This is a genomic window from Psychrobacillus sp. Z16_25, from assembly GCF_056856695.1.
The window spans coordinates 162,863-178,362 of sequence record NZ_JBXEOV010000003.1; the positions used below are offsets into that span (position 1 = coordinate 162,863).

Annotated in this window: 12 protein-coding genes and 1 pseudogene; 2 read left to right on the forward strand and 11 right to left on the reverse strand. The window is 37.1% G+C overall.

Annotated features, from left to right (window positions below; translation table 11 throughout):
• The first annotated feature begins 48 nt into the window (after positions 1 to 48).
• Entirely contained in the window at positions 49 to 447 is a 399-nt protein-coding gene (locus AC1VU3_RS05355) for a globin domain-containing protein (protein ID WP_482982973.1), read from the forward strand.
• 59 nt (positions 448 to 506) lie between these two features.
• Positions 507 to 1,253 (forward strand): annotated as a pseudogene (locus AC1VU3_RS05360) (ClpXP adapter SpxH family protein).
• Between the two features lie 768 nt (positions 1,254 to 2,021).
• Here AC1VU3_RS05360 and pepF read toward each other — a convergent pair.
• The 11 genes from pepF to AC1VU3_RS05415 all read right to left on the reverse strand — a co-directional run bounded on the left by pepF (position 2,022) and on the right by AC1VU3_RS05415 (position 14,597).
• A complete protein-coding gene (gene pepF / locus AC1VU3_RS05365; RefSeq protein ID WP_482982974.1) occupies positions 2,022 to 3,836 on the reverse strand; it encodes an oligoendopeptidase F in 1,815 nt (604 codons plus the stop codon).
• Positions 3,837 to 3,965: 129 nt separating this feature from the next.
• Positions 3,966 to 4,088 (reverse strand): hypothetical protein, encoded by a 123-nt coding sequence (locus AC1VU3_RS05370; protein ID WP_480388764.1) that lies wholly within the window; start codon positions 4,086 to 4,088, stop codon positions 3,966 to 3,968.
• 16 nt (positions 4,089 to 4,104) lie between these two features.
• Positions 4,105 to 5,232, reverse strand: coding sequence for a competence protein CoiA (locus tag AC1VU3_RS05375; protein ID WP_482983036.1), 1,128 nt, complete (start codon positions 5,230 to 5,232; stop codon positions 4,105 to 4,107).
• A gap of 86 nt (positions 5,233 to 5,318) precedes the next feature.
• The gene (gene mecA, locus AC1VU3_RS05380) at positions 5,319 to 5,984 is read right to left on the reverse strand and encodes an adaptor protein MecA (protein WP_480388765.1); all 666 of its coding nucleotides are present in this window, start codon (positions 5,982 to 5,984) and stop codon (positions 5,319 to 5,321) included.
• Between the two features lie 202 nt (positions 5,985 to 6,186).
• The gene (gene spxA / locus AC1VU3_RS05385; protein WP_053590237.1) at positions 6,187 to 6,582 is read right to left on the reverse strand and encodes a transcriptional regulator SpxA; all 396 of its coding nucleotides are present in this window, start codon (positions 6,580 to 6,582) and stop codon (positions 6,187 to 6,189) included.
• Positions 6,583 to 6,962: 380 nt separating this feature from the next.
• On the reverse strand, positions 6,963 to 8,177 hold the full coding sequence (locus AC1VU3_RS05390; RefSeq protein ID WP_482982975.1) for a putative glycoside hydrolase: 1,215 nt from the start codon (positions 8,175 to 8,177) through the stop codon (positions 6,963 to 6,965).
• 538 nt (positions 8,178 to 8,715) lie between these two features.
• Complete coding sequence (locus tag AC1VU3_RS05395; RefSeq protein ID WP_482982976.1) at positions 8,716 to 9,657, reverse strand: ABC transporter ATP-binding protein; 942 nt, start codon at positions 9,655 to 9,657, stop codon at positions 8,716 to 8,718.
• Positions 9,657 to 10,721 (reverse strand): ABC transporter ATP-binding protein, encoded by a 1,065-nt coding sequence (locus AC1VU3_RS05400; protein WP_480388768.1) that lies wholly within the window; start codon positions 10,719 to 10,721, stop codon positions 9,657 to 9,659. The genes AC1VU3_RS05395 and AC1VU3_RS05400 overlap by 1 nt, the downstream gene beginning before the upstream one ends.
• Positions 10,722 to 10,735: 14 nt before the next feature.
• Positions 10,736 to 11,755: an oligopeptide ABC transporter permease gene (opp3C, locus tag AC1VU3_RS05405; RefSeq protein ID WP_482982977.1), complete on the reverse strand. Its 1,020-nt coding sequence runs from the start codon at positions 11,753 to 11,755 to the stop codon at positions 10,736 to 10,738.
• On the reverse strand, positions 11,755 to 12,687 hold the full coding sequence (opp3b, locus tag AC1VU3_RS05410; RefSeq protein ID WP_480388770.1) for an oligopeptide ABC transporter permease: 933 nt from the start codon (positions 12,685 to 12,687) through the stop codon (positions 11,755 to 11,757). The genes opp3C and opp3b overlap by 1 nt, the downstream gene beginning before the upstream one ends.
• 200 nt (positions 12,688 to 12,887) lie before the next feature.
• Positions 12,888 to 14,597, reverse strand: coding sequence for a peptide ABC transporter substrate-binding protein (locus AC1VU3_RS05415; protein ID WP_482982978.1), 1,710 nt, complete (start codon positions 14,595 to 14,597; stop codon positions 12,888 to 12,890).
• Positions 14,598 to 15,500 lie beyond the last annotated feature (903 nt).

The window sequence follows — 15,500 nt, forward strand, 5'->3', positions numbered from 1 at the left end:
TTGGTTGATAGAATGAGTATAGTGCTAAAGCAAAGGGGTATAACAACCATGACACAAAAGCCAATCCTACCTTACGATGAGCTAGGCGCAGAGAAACTTTCATTGCTTGTGGATACTTTTTATAGCAAAGTAGCCAAGCATCCAAAGCTAAAATCAATTTTTCCTGATGATTTAACAGAGACTGCTAGGAAACAAAAACAATTTTTAACACAGTATCTTGGTGGTCCAAACATATATACTGAAGAGCATGGGCACCCTATGCTAAAGATGCGACATAATCCTTTTCCCATTACGCCTGAAAGAGCAGAAGCTTGGCTCGCTTGTATGAGTGAAGCAATGGACGAGATTGGCTTAGACGGAAAACTACGCCACGATTTCTATAGAAGACTTGTACTTACTGCCAACCACATGGTCAACCAATTGAGTCATGAGGAGGAAAAAATGTGACAAGAATACAAATTCCGGCTGAAGTGATCGCATCCCCCCATACTAACAAACCAATAGAAATGTATCTGTTTCTCGATCCATTATGCTCTGTTTGTTGGGATATGCAACCAATTCTTCGGAAGTTGCAAGTAGAGTACGGTCAGTATTTTACTATTCGAACAGTTCTCAGTACACGGCTAAATAACTTGAATACTACTTGCCACTTGTCAGAACATGAGAAAAAATATAAATACGCCATTCATGAGCACGCTGTTTTACCATCCATTGCAGTAAAGGCAGCAGAGTTTCAAGGAAAAAAAGCTGCCCAACGATTCTTAGATAAAATTCAGGAATATCTTTTTCTGCAAACTAAAAATATTACTTCCTACGAAGCATTGAAAGAACTGGCTTCTGAAGCCTAGCTAGATGTGGAGGAATTTACTCAGGATTTTCAATCAAAGGACTGCGCCCGTTCCTTTCAAAGCGATCTATCCATCGCAAGAGAAATGGAAGTAAGCTCGTTCCCAACAATCGTGTTCTTTAACGAAAATATTGAAGACGAAGGTATCAAAGTATCTGGCATTTATCCATATAATATCTACGTGCAAATTTTACAAGAGATGCTTTATGATGTACCAAAAAAACAAACACCACCAAGGCTCGAAAAATTAATAGAGCGTTTCAATTCAGTCACTACAAGTGAGGTGGCTGATTATTATAACCTAACAGAGCAGCAAGCAGAATGCGAATTAAAAAAACTCCTGCTGCTTCAAAAGATAGAAAGACTTAAACTCCCTAACCTAGTCCTATGGCGTTTTAAGAAATAGCTTTCTCAGACTGTATACAAACTCAATTTTTTTGAGCTTGTATACAGTTTTTTGTTTTTAAGGAATTACTTTTTAGAAGGATAATTGAATGGATAGTTCGAGGGCAATTGTTACGGAGAAAATGAAAGACAAAAGAAAAAGCCCTTTCCTCTAGATGGAAAGGGCTTTTTACAAAGGGGATGGGAGAAATGTTCACGTTCAAACAAAGGGGTGTATGTTTTCTTGTGATTTATTTCACACTCTTACTTTAGCACGCTCAATCAATAAATTCAACAGTTTGTGATTTAATTTCACAAATTCGTCAAACTATAGGGAATTGAGACCAACTGGGCAAATTAAAAGGGGCCTGAGATAAAACAATAGAACAGCACTTGCGATTTTATATTTTTGATAAATCGTAAGTGCTTTCTTACTTTTAAAATGTGTGGTTCTTCACTGCGTCGGATGCTTTCCGCGGAGGGCAACAGGATGTTGGTCAGGAAAACGTTGTCACACGATGTGACGTTTTTAGTTTTCCTTCCTTAACTCTCCCTCGGGTGCTCCTGTCGCTCCGCTTTCGTCGCAAATGAATTTGCTGTTCCCGCAGGAGTCACCGACGCTGTTACGAACCATTGGTGCTAACTTGTAAAAAGAGTGTATAAAAAATCAGAAAGAATTGTGTTGCACCATTCTCTTTCATTTAGGCATTCAGTTCTGTCCCATCCTCGACGCAAAGAGGCCGTCTCAAAATGACTTTTCAGACGGCCCCTTCTCTGTATGTTCTAAAGTTTAGCTTAATAATGCTTCTAATTCGTTTAATTTTTCCTCGAATACTTTACATGCTTCTTCAATCGGGTCAGCTGTATTCATGTCCACTCCTGCATTCTTTAATACCTCGATTGGATAGTTTGAGCATCCAGCCTTTAAGAATTCATTAATGTATCTGTCTACCGCTGGTTTACCTTCATTTAGGATCTGATTGCTTAATGCAGTAGCTGCACTTAGACCAGTTGCATACTGATAAACATAATAATTGTAGTAGAAATGAGGAATTCTTGCCCATTCAAGGCCGATTTGCTCATCAATGACAATCTCATCACCAAAGTACTTTTTGTTTAGGTCATAATAAACTTCGGTCAGCCTATCCGCTGTAAGCGCTTCTCCCTCTTGGTCTAACTGATGGATAATATGTTCAAACTCAGCAAACATCGTTTGACGGAAAACAGTTCCTCTAAATCCTTCTAACCAATGGTTCAGCAAATAAATGCGCTTCTTCTCATCCGTAATAGTTTTTAAAAGATAATCATTTAATAACGCCTCGTTACAGGTAGATGCAACCTCTGCTACGAAAATAGAATAACTGCCATACGCATAAGGCTGATTAGCTCTTGTGTAATAGCTATGCATACTATGTCCAAATTCATGAGCTAATGTAAATAAATTATTCACATTGTCCTGCCAGTTCATTAAAATATATGGATTTGTTCCATAGGACCCTGATGAATAAGCTCCTGAACGTTTTCCTTTCGTCTCCACAACATCTACCCAGCGGCTCTCTAAGCCTTTCTTTACGGTTGAGACATATTCCTCGCCTAATGGCTCAAAGCTTGCAAGCATCGTTTCGCAAGCCTCTTCGTAGGTATATTTCATGTTTGCTTCCTTAACAAGAGGAGTATACAAATCCCACATGTGAAGCTCTTCTACTCCTAATACCTTTTTACGAAGACTAACATATCGATGTAGAAGAGGAAGATTTTTATTTACCGTGCTTACTAGGTTATCATAAACCGATTCTGGGATATGATTTGCTGATAATGCTGCCTCCCTTGCAGAAGCATACTTTCTGATTTGGGCATTTACATTATCTGATTTAATATTGCCGCTCAATGTAGAAGCGAAAGTATTACGAAACTTTCCATAAGTGCTGTACATAGCCTTAAATGCTTCTTCTCGAACCCTTCTGTCCTCACTTTCTAGAAAACGGCTATAACGTCCGTGTGTTAGCTGAACCTCATTGCCTTCCTCATCTTGAATCGAAGGGAATTCTAAATCAGCATTATTCAGTTTGCCAAACGTATCTGCGGAAGCACCCGCAACTTCCGAAAACTGCGCTAGTATTGCCTCCTGCTCTTGAGAAAGTACATGAGGACGTTCTTTATTGATTTCCTCTAAAAGCTGTCTATATAGCTGAAGCCCTTTGTTTTCCTTTAGGTATTCTTCAATTTTAGATTCTTCTAGAGATAATATTTCTGGCACCACAAATGATAAGTCCGTTGAAACCTTTGTAAACAAAGACTTAATACGGCTTTCCATAGCTTGATAAGTACCATTGGCAGTATCTTGATCATGCTTCAAATGCGCATACGTATAAAGCTTTCGTAAGCGTTTTGTAAGCTCATCTTGATAAGTGAATAGCTCAAGTAGGGCATCTGCTCCATTTCCTATCGTCCCTTGAAATGACGAAGCTTTTTTAGAAAGTGCAGAAACCTCTTGAAACTCTTGATCCCACTCAGCATCAGAAGGAAAAATATCTTCTAGCTTCCATGTTAAATGCTCTTCTACTTCTTCACGAGTGAGAATTTTATTTTTTGTATCAGCTGACAATCCGAACTCTCCTTCCAAACTTATAAATAACATCACTTATTATTTTCTCAATTTTCTGGTCATTATGCAAGGGAATGATAGTAAAAGGTATTTTGTAGCTGCTTTGCCGGATCTGTGTCGATTCTCTATCTACTGATTTTTTAATAATCGTTCTAGTCCAGTCAGTCTTGCAAATATATCCCCTAGCCTCCATGTTACATGCTCACTAACTTTATCTCTTGTGGGTATTTCATTTTTAAGATCAACTGACAAAGATATTTCTCCATTCTTAGGAATGAATGCTTTTGGCAAGAAAGTGTTTATAAAGTAAGTGCTCCATTTGGCGAATATTTACCTCCCAAAGTAGAAAATTTCCTTCTCGCTTTATTAAAATATCGCTTAGCAAGGAAGAGTATGTTTGAATCGCTAATATTTTTTGCCCTATATCAGTCAACTTCCTCTTATATTCTCTAAAAAAAAGAGCGTAATGTTCTTTCCTGATTTCATCGATTGAAATGACATGACGAAATAGAAAATCCAACCATGCTAATTGCCATTCAAATGCATGCTCTGTAAAATTGCTTGCATATCTACTAGGAATACCGATAAATGGAGGTAAAGCGGAGGGTTGAATCCGATGGTGGTAGCAAATTCTTAACACTGTATTCTGAATCCCTTTTTGATTGTATCGATAGACGTTTGTCAAATGACTGTCTCGTTTACGAAAATATAGTTCGAGGTAGCTTTGAAAAGTAGAGAAAGGAATTTTCTTTGCTGTTGCTAGTGGCCAGGTCTGAGAATGACTAGGGAGTTTATCCACTTTAGCGATATAAGTGGATGATTGAATGTGAAGTAGATTTGACAGATAGGTAAAGCTTTTCGTTTTGGGATGATAAGTCAATAAGGAGTCTGTAATAAAAAACTGTTGGAAGCTGGTCAGTTTCACAACAAGCTGATTACCTACTTTCCAGGTCGGTGATAGGAGGATCCAGATGGGGATGATAGAATGAGACAGATAGCCGTTATTTCTCTCGATCACACGAGAAATGGGAATAGAACTACATTGAAACTCAATGGCATACTCTTTTTGTTGAAAAGAGAGAAGAATATCGGGACGTTGCTGAATGTCTGCAATATATCCTTCTAGCACTGCTTTTTCAGATATTCTGTTGAATAAATCATAGAGTTGTAGCTTCCCATTTAGATGTTGCTCCGTTTCACCTTCAGAAAAATAAGCACAATCTCTATTTTGCTGATGAGCAAAGTGAGGAATCTTTCTTGTTCCTTTTTTCAAAATAACCCTTTTTCTACAATGTGGACAAAAGAAAATGTGATATTTCTTAAGCAAATCCAGTTCTTCTCTAGTTAGCTTTGCAGGTACAACCAGTCTTCCATTTTCCGTTCTAGCAATTAAAATTAGTCATCCTCTCCTTTTTATTGTATTAGCACTGCTAGTTGGTTTAATTCGATAGAAAAATAAAAAAACCTTCCTTTCAGAAGGTTTTAAAAATATTTATTGAGTTCTTCTAGTACACTTTCACCTATTATCTCTTTTCCATACTCTTGAATAAGATGTATAGTGGTTTTTGTTGTCTGTCCAAACTCTGAGACTAAACTAAGCACATTTAAAATGTCTTCAAGCTCTACAGCATCCATATCAAAAATCATGTTTAGATAGTATTTTTCCTCATAGTGATATAAAGAGGTCTCGAAATCACCAGGGGTTAATTTTTTTGATAAACCAATCACATCTTCAAAATTTTTAAATTCGAAGAGGTAGCTATCCGGTATATCATCTAAATCATCCATATAATTAGAAAAATCATCAAACTCGTGCGAACCTATAGAACCAGATGTACTACTTTTAAATAATTTGCTTGCTATATCGTCATTTTTTGTGCCATCATCTGATCGTTCATCTTTAGCCATTTCCGTTCGAGTTACAATCACTTCCAAGCCTTTTTCCATCGCATGGACTTGTATCCACAAAGGCCCATCTAATTCATCAAAATGGTCATCCTCATGAACCTCATCCATCATTTCCCAAAAAAGCTGCTCGCTCTTATCTTTATTAAACCAAATTTCATCTCGGCTGAAGCCTCTTTCTTCAATGTCGATGTATGAAATGTATACTTTGAAAGTGTTATCATTGATGCGCTCGATATCCATTTAACACATCTCCTTTCGCTTCCTAACCGTCTCTTTGTAGTGTCTAATACTATTGTATGTTGTTTGTGAAAAAAAGAAAAGGATTCCAGCTCCACTTTTTTTAAAAAATAAACAATACATAGAGGAAATAAAATAGTGGAAGAAAAAGAAAAGCCGGTTGATTTTCAAATAACAATTTGAAAAACAACCAGCTTACGATTCACTAGTTAACAAGACGTTGCGCTTCGAGTAACTGGTAAGCGCGAACCTTTCTAGGTAAGAATCTACGGATTTCGTCCTCATTATACCCAACTTGTAAACGTTTTTCATCCAATATAATTGGTCTGCGTAAAAGGCCTGGATATTCCTGTATTAACTCATATAAACGCTGTAGAGGTAAACTTTCCACATCTACATTTAGTTTTTGAAAAATCTTTGAGCGAGTAGAGATGATTTCATCAGTACCATCCTCAGTCATTCTTAGGATTTCTTTTATTTCACTTATACTTAGTGGTTCTGAAAAAATATTACGTTCCGTGTATGGGATATCATGTTCTTCTAACCATGCTTTCGCTTTTCTACATGAAGTACAGCTAGGTGAAGTAAATAATGTGACCATCATTCAAAACACTCCTCTCAATAGGTACTTGTGTTATATATACTAGATTGTAATTAGTTTAATTTAATTTCACTTCTTAAGTATACACTAATTACATTACATTTAAAATACTTTTATTAGAAAAAATTAACTGTTCTATAATTCTTCTTATTTTATCAAGATTCTACATAGAATTCGTGAAAAGATACAAATGAGAAAAACTTTCTACTCAATTTATACCCGTCTTCTTTCATATTTAAACCAAAAAGAAATTATTTTTTTCATTCTCAATTAGTAAGAGGCTATTGAAAATAACTGTTACACTACTTAATACGTTTTCTATGAAAAAAGGTTTCAAAAAACACAAAAAAGCAGGTGAATTAACCTGCTTTTTCTTCTATTTAGTCAATTGGAGTGTAATCCACACCTTTTGAATATTTATTTCCAGCATTCCACAGGAGGAATTCATTTATTCCAGCTTCATTTAAAGCACGAATTTGTGCTTCTACCTCCTCTTTTCCATATACTAAATAATTTCCTTTTCCAAGATAGGAAGCGGTGAAATCTTGGAGCCATGGTCTGGAGACTGGAGGGTTTTCTAACTCTGCAAGCTTGGCATTTTCCACTTCAGCGTAGGCCTTTACTAAACGATACGGCTCTAAGTCTGGTTTGGATATCCCAAAATAGGAAGTCCAATGGCTTGGATAGATCATCGAAGATATGACATCCACGTGCTCAGATATCTTCGAAAAGTTTTGACCAATTCCCGGTGCCTCTGGCAATGTAGCAGAATAGCCGAAAATATCGACAGAAACCTGTACTCCATATGGCTCTAGCCTTTCTTTCGCATATTTTACGAAGTCAGTTACGGCATGAACTCTCCTTTGGATTGGATCAGGGTCTGAATCTCTAAAACTTCCTACTCCGTACTCTAATATGTCATCCCGATTTTCGAAACCTTCAGGAAAACGTACATAATCAAACTGTATTTCTTGGAAGCCCATTTTTGCAGCTTCAATTGCTATTTCTACATTGTAATCCCAAACCTCTTGCATAAATGGATTGACAAATGCCTCTCCTCTGCCATTCTTCCATACCTGACCATTTTCGACAAAGGAAAGCTCTGGTCTCCTTTCAGCAAGCTCTGAATCCTTGAAAACAACCACTCTTGCAATTGGATATATCTCTTTTTCCTCCATTGTTTTCAAGATACCTTCTAGATCTTTAATATACGGCTTCCCAATATCATAATTAAAAAGTGGGGAATCCTCCGCTGGCTTATAGGTTAAATTTCCAAAATCATCTTTTATATCAATTACCATTGCATTAAGCTCGGTAGAATCCATTAATTCGACTAATTGCTTAAAACGTTCTCCACCAGCTGAATGACCTGTGACGTAGACACCACGCACTGCATCTGGATAAGTAAATTGAAGTCCAGAATCATATACAAATAACTTGGAGCTCGCAACTACCTGCTCATCAATTTGCTTTAGTGCAAATTCTTTTTCAGTAAAATCCTTTGCAAAAGTCGTTGTTTCTGCAACCGTTTTCGTACCAGTAAATACAAAAAATAAAATTATCGTTACTGCAAACAGTTTCATTATCTTTTCCATATGTATTAACTCCTTCCAGTACCTCTGTCTATCATTCTATCAATTAACTATGTCGATGAAAAGTGACATTAGTAGACAAGATATTTCGTACTTCGTAAGCATTCTGCCTTTTTTATTGTATGTTTCGACATTTTTTTGTTATAGAAAAGTAGTCATAGGGCATATAGCACGAGAAAACCATTAATCTTCGTAAATTTACTAGTAAATTATTACAGTATCTATATAGGAGGAAATGGAAGCTATCATTTGAAGGGAGAGTCATTCTGAAATAAGAGGGTTTTCTCTCTTGTAGGGGGTGATTACTCTCACTTAAGCAGAGTTTATTCTCGGATGAACTTTCTTTATTCTCGGATAGAGGGGTTTTACTCTCATATTGATCCATTACTCTCGGTTAACATGTTGTTACTCTCGTATAGCACTAATTTGCTCTCATTCAGACACCCTTATCTAATCAACAGGACAGCAGAAACCTTCCATATCCAATAAAAAACTGCAGACAAACGCTTTACTGTGGGTTTGTCTGCAGTCTTCTTTTCTATTAAGCTCTTGTTTTTGAAATAGCTTGTAAGTTAACAAATTCTTTCTCTGAACAGTATACGAAATGACCTGGAGTTACTTCTCTCATTGCCACTTCTTCTCCCTCTTGATAATTATGTGAAGAAGGATCATAGGATTTACGCACACGTGTACGCTCATAATTTGGATCTGGAAGTGGTATAGCAGAAAGCAGTGATTGAGTATAAGGATGTAATGGATTGTTATACAATTCATCCGCTGGAGCTAGCTCAACCAACTTACCAAAATACATTACACCAATTCGATCCGAGATGTATTTAACCATGGAAAGATCATGCGCGATGAACAAGTATGTTAAACCTTTTTCTTCTTGCAGCTCTTTCAACAAGTTAACAACTTGCGCTTGAATGGAAACGTCTAGAGCAGAGATTGGCTCATCGGCAATGATGAACTCTGGGTTTACAGCTAATGCTCTTGCAATACCAAGACGTTGACGTTGTCCGCCAGAAAACTCATGTGGATAACGGTCCGCATGCTCTCTGTTCAATCCTACCGTTTCAAGAAGCTCTACCACTCGCTCCTTACGCTCCTTAGGATTTTTTACAAGACCATGAATATCAAGACCTTCTGCAATAATATCTAATACCTTCATACGAGGATTTAAAGATGCATATGGATCTTGGAAAATCATTTGCATACGCTGGTTGAACGTCTTTAGCTCTTTCTTAGATTTCTTTCCATGAACGTTTACGCCGTCATAAATAACTTCTCCACCAGTTGCATTATAAAGGCGAATAATAGTACGACCTGTTGTAGACTTACCACAACCTGATTCTCCTACTAGCCCTAATGTTTCTCCTCTATAAATATCAAAGCTAATGTCATCAATAGCCTTAACTTCGTTTGGCTTACCAGGATTAAAATATTGCTTTAAATTCTTTATTTCAAGTAATTTTTCAGCCATTAGTAAGCACTTCCTTCCGTACCTTCATAGTAGCGGCTACCAGGAAACTTTTTCATTCTTTCGATTACAGAAAGCGGTGGTTCTACCTGCGGCGCATCTGGATGTAATAGCCATGTCGCAGCGTAATGCGTATCACTCACCTTAAAGAATGGAGGATTTTGCTCTAAATCTATTTTTAATGCATATTCACTACGAAGAGCAAATGCATCACCCTTTGGAGGATACAATAGATCCGGAGGTGTTCCTGGAATAGCGTATAATTTTTCTTCTGCTGTATCCAATGAAGGCATAGAGCTTAGTAATCCCCAAGTATATGGATGCTGTGGGTTATAGAATATTTCATCTACTGTACCAACCTCTACGATTTTTCCTCCATACATTACTGCTACACGATCCGCAACATTTGCCACAACACCTAAGTCGTGGGTAATGAAGATGATAGATGTATCAATTTTCTTTTGAAGGTCCTTCATTAGTTCAAGGATCTGCGCTTGAATTGTTACGTCCAATGCAGTAGTTGGCTCATCCGCTATTAAAATTTGTGGATTACAAGCCAAGGCAATCGCAATAACGATACGTTGACGTTGTCCTCCAGAAAACTGATGCGGATATTGCTTAATGCGTGTTTCAGGTTTTGGCATACCAACCATACGTAAAAGATCGATAGCTAGTTTTCTAGCCTCTGCCTTCCCTACTTTACGATGCTTTAAAATAGGCTCCATAATTTGGTTTCCTATCGTCATCGTAGGATTTAGTGATGTCATCGGATCTTGGAAAATCATCGAAATTTCTTTCCCTCTGATTTTCTCCATCTCTTTATCAGATAGTTTCGTAAGGTCCTTTCCATTAAACAGAATTTGACCATTTTTAAACTCTGAACTTGCTTCAGGCAATAAACGCATAATAGCCTTAGTAGTTACAGATTTACCAGAACCAGACTCTCCAACAATCGCAAGTGTTTCCCCTTTTTTAAGATCGAAGTTAACGCCACGAATAGCTTTTACTTCACCTGCAAATGTATGGAAGGAAAGCTCTAGGTCTTTTACTTCTAAAATGTTTTCCATGTTGGCTTTCCTCCTTAGTCCTTCATTTTTGGATCTAGTGCATCACGAAGACCGTCACCTAATAGATTAAATGAGATCATGAGTAAACTGATAATCGTAGCTGGGATAAATAGAATATGTGGCTGGAACTGAATTAATTTATACCCATCGTTAATTAATGTACCCAATGATGCATCTGGCGGCTGTAAACCTAGACCGATAAAGCTTAAGAATGCTTCGAAAAATATAGCACTAGGAATCGTAAACATAGTATTAATAATGATAATACCAAGAATATTAGGAAGAATATGCTTAGTAATTATCCGACTATCGCTTGCTCCTAGCGTACGAGATGCAAGTACGAATTCTTGGTTTTTGAATTTTAATACCTGTCCTCGAACAATACGCGACATACCAGTCCAACCGGTTATGGTTATCGCTATAATGATAGCCAATATGCCAGGCGGCATGAACAAAATCATTAGGATTACGATAACTAACGTTGGAATACCGATTAGAATTTCTACTATACGCTGCATGATATCGTCTACTCGCCCACCATAGTAGGCAGAAATACCACCGTATGCCACACCAATAACCATATCAATCAATGCAGCTGCAAATGCGATTAGAAGAGAAACTCTTGTTCCTTCCCATACACGTGAGAATAAATCACGGCCCAATCCATCTGTACCGAACCAATAATACGTATCGACATTTTTCATTTCATATAAATCTACTTCTTTTCCTGCTAATGTACCAACACCGTCAAATATTCCAAGCTTTTCAAGACCCGGAACCTTTGGAGGTAAGTTTGCATGTGTAATTGTTTGATGGTCCGACTCATGAGGACTCAACATTGGTCCAATAAAGGACATCAAAACAATTAAAAACAGAATAATCATACTGACGATAGCAGCCTTGTTTTTACGTATTCTTAGCCAAGCATCTTGCCAAAAGTTTAAACTAGGTTTAACAATACGTTCAGCTTGGGTACTATCAATATGAACTCTTTCAAACGACTCAGCAGGTAATTTCGGTATTTCGTTACTCATTAATTATTACCTCCTGACAAACGAATACGTGGGTCTATAACTCCATATAGTAAATCTACTATGAAGATTACTAGAATTAAGAATGCAGAGAAGAAAAGTGTTGTACCCATAATTATAGAATAGTCGTTTGTATTAATAGACTTTACAAATTGCTCGCCTATTCCAGGGATTGCAAAAATTTGTTCGATAACCAGGGAACCTGTTAATAAACCAGCAGCCATTGGTCCTAATACAGTTACTAGAGGAATCAAAGCATTTCGGAATGCATGCTTAAACGCAATTTCAAACCAGTTCGCACCTTTTGATTTAGCTAAGACAATATAATCGGAGCTTAACACTTCGATCATTTCCGTTCTTATAAAACGTGCAGCTGTTGCTAAAGGTCCCATTGCCAAAGCGATTGACGGAAGCACACTTGACATCCAGCCATCTTTCCATAACGCTACTGGGAACCATTCAAGTTTTACTGCAAACCAATATTGCAAAAATGTTGCAAATACAAAAGAAGGTATTGAAATACCAATGATAGCAATTAGTGTACTACCATAATCCCAAATTGTGTTTTGCCGCAGTGCAGCAATCATTCCTAATACTATACCAATGGTCACACCTAAAATCATCCCTTGCGCACCTAAAATCATAGATGGTCCTAATCGACTGATGATTAGATCTGTAACCTCAGCATTTTTAAACTGGAAGGAGTTACCTAAATCACCTTGTACCAAATTAAGCATATACTTTGCATATTGAACAGGCACCGGTTGATCTAAACCATATTTCGCTTCCACTATCGCAAGTTGTTCAGAGGATAATTTTGAAGCAGAACTAATGGGGGATCCTGGGAGCGCCTTCATTAAGAAAAATGTTGCGGTCGCAATCAGGAAGAATGTAATAACCATATATATTACACGACGTAGAATATACTTTGCCATCTTTTGCACCTCCTAAATAAATATTACTGAATTAACAAAACAATCTACTAATCTATATAAACAGAAAACATATTGAGTTGTCAAAGTCAAAACATCGTAGATAAAATATTTCGTTAATTTAGCTTCATTTAAAAAGAGAGTATATGATCCCCTAGGAATTCATATACTCTCATCTTATGAGATTTTAAAGCTTTTACAAATTAGTTTTTACCTTCGATGTAAGCCCATTTGTAGCTATAGTCTCCACCGAATGGGTGAGCTACCACACCTTTAACATATGGTTTTTGAAGCTGCATAGCTCCGCGTTGGTAAATTGGTCCAATACCGAAATCTTCATCGATAAGGATTCTTTCTGCCTCAGCAAGTGCTTGCCAACGAGCTTCTGCATCTAATGCTAATTCGTTATTAGCACTTGTAACTAATTCATCATACTTTGGATTAGAGTAAGACATTTGGTTGTTTCCTCCACCAGTTAACCATAAGCTCATGAAAGTATATGGATCTTGGTAGTCAGGTCCCCAACCAGCAACTTGAATATCATAATCTTGGTTAGTATCAAGCTCTAAACGAACTGCGAAAGGCACTTCTTTAAGCGAGATTTTTAAACCTGGAAGATTTTTTTCTAATTGATCTTTGAAGTACTCATCCATTTTCTTAGAAAGATCAGAATCTCCACCTAAGATTTCAAGAGTAACTTCTTCCACACCTAGTTCTGCTAATCCTTTTTCCCATGCAGCTTTAGCTTCTTCAGCGTTGTGAGTAGCCATATCGCCATTCACATCGCGGAAATCATTTCCGCTTTCATCAAATGTAAACTCTTTTGGAACTAAGTAGTTTGCAGGAACAGAACCATTTGCAAGTACTACTGCTGCTAAATCTTCTTTGTTAAATGCTTTAGAAATTGCTTCACGAATATTTACATTAGCAAGTGGAGTTTTTTCTCCATTACGTTCTTGGTTGTACTTAAAGTAGAATACATTTGTTTCTAATTCAGTTACAAGCTCTGGATCGTTTGCATATTGCATCGCATATTCACCAGATAATCCTACGCGGTCTTTTTCACCGTTTTGGTAAAGGTTAACCCCAGTAGCTGTTTCTTTCACTACATCGTAGTTAATTTCTGTAAGTTTTACAGTTTCAGCATCCCAGTATTGATCGTTTTTCACTAGTTGCCAGTTTAAGTTTGTTCCATCCCATCCTTTAAGAACGAATGGACCGTTGTATAATAATGCATCAGAGTTTTTAGAATAGTTTTCGCCTTGAGCTGTAACGAATTCTTCTTTTTGTGGTAAGAATGTACCAAATGACATTAAAGATAAGAAGTATGGTACTGGTTTTTCAAGAGTTACAACTAAAGTTTTGTCATCTTCAGCTTTAACACCTAGTTCAGTGTATTCCACTTCTTTTGCTACGATTTCAGAAGCATTTTTGATTACGCCTTCCATCATGTATGGACCGTATTCAGAAGCAGTATCTGGGTTCATAGCACGTTTCCAAGCAAACTCAAAGTCGTGAGCAGTTACTGGAGATCCATCAGACCATTTTGCATCACGTAATTTGAAAGTGTAAACTAAGCCGTCTTCAGAGATTTCAGGCTCACCTTCAGCAATTGCAGGTACAGCAACGTTTTCTTGGTTTAAGCGATATAAACCTTCGTTGATGTTGTTAAGTAGATCAAAACCAACAGAGTCAGTCACTAGAGCAGAATCAAGAGTTGGAATTTCAGCACTCATGATTAAGTTTAATACTTGTTCTTCGTCTAGTGTTGCTTCTGGTTCATCTTTTGCTGGTGTATCTGTATCAGCTGGTGTTTCGTCAGTTGCTTCTTTATCGTCCCCGCCACAAGCAGCTAGGAAAAGAGTAACAACTAGCAATAGGCCAAGAAGCCATGTTAATTTGCTATTTTTCACTTTAATAACCTCCCTAATATTCAGAAAAATTCATTACGTATATTATTATACATTTTCTAAAGCGGTTGTACATACCTTTCTATAATTATTTTTACAGTTTGGTAACAAAATCATTACATTGTACTAAAATTTGTGAACGCAAATTTAATTTTTAGTTTATTTTTGATATTCTTACTTTAAGAAAATTCCAATTTTACAATCTATTATTTGACTGTTTAATCACAATATTTCCTAATTAAGTGAAAATTATCTTTTGGAATCAATTTTCATCTTGTATTTTTGTGGTAATAGATAGATTGCTTTCTGGATTATTTTATTGTCCACTACCCTATTCATAGGTTGGTAATACTCTCGGTGAGGTAAAATTTACTTTGGTTGATTGAATTTTTTCTGATTTCGGTGTTTTGTTATTAGCGGTCGGGAATCAGAGTCTTCGGTCGGCTTCTGCGAGTGACTTTTGGATAGTAAGCGAGCGGCGACCACTTCCCCATTAAATTTGCTTTACTCTCGGTTAGCGTTAGCTTATTCTCGTTCGTCGAGATTTTATTCTCGATTAGCAGCTATTTATTCTCGGATAGAGATGATTTACTCTCATTCAGCCGCTTTACTCTCGTTTTTTTCTGGGATAGCCATGATTTACTCTCAGTTAAAATGGTTGAAGGGCATGGCCGGTGCATGCTAGATAACCAGGGATGACTTGTAAAAGGCTTTCTTGTTTATCTGATTACTCGCGGTTAGGCACTGGTTATTCTCGTTCGTCGAGATTTTATTCTCGGTTAGCAGCTATTTATTCTCGGATAGAGATGATTTACTCTCATTCAGCCGCTTTACTCTCGTTCGGATGAAGTTTACTCTGGGATAGCCAGGATTTACTCTCGGTTAAAATGGTTGAAGGACATGGCC

Coding starts and splice junctions, on each gene's coding strand:
- AC1VU3_RS05355 (WP_482982973.1), top strand. CDS start 49: ATGACACAAAAGCCAATCCTACCTTACGATGAGCTAGGCGCAGAGAAA.
- mecA (WP_480388765.1), bottom strand. CDS start 5,984: ATGGATATCGAGCGCATCAATGATAACACTTTCAAAGTATACATTTCA.
- spxA (WP_053590237.1), bottom strand. CDS start 6,582: ATGGTCACATTATTTACTTCACCTAGCTGTACTTCATGTAGAAAAGCG.
- AC1VU3_RS05390 (WP_482982975.1), bottom strand. CDS start 8,177: ATGGAAAAGATAATGAAACTGTTTGCAGTAACGATAATTTTATTTTTT.
- AC1VU3_RS05395 (WP_482982976.1), bottom strand. CDS start 9,657: ATGGCTGAAAAATTACTTGAAATAAAGAATTTAAAGCAATATTTTAAT.
- AC1VU3_RS05400 (WP_480388768.1), bottom strand. CDS start 10,721: ATGGAAAACATTTTAGAAGTAAAAGACCTAGAGCTTTCCTTCCATACA.
- opp3C (WP_482982977.1), bottom strand. CDS start 11,755: ATGAGTAACGAAATACCGAAATTACCTGCTGAGTCGTTTGAAAGAGTT.
- opp3b (WP_480388770.1), bottom strand. CDS start 12,687: ATGGCAAAGTATATTCTACGTCGTGTAATATATATGGTTATTACATTC.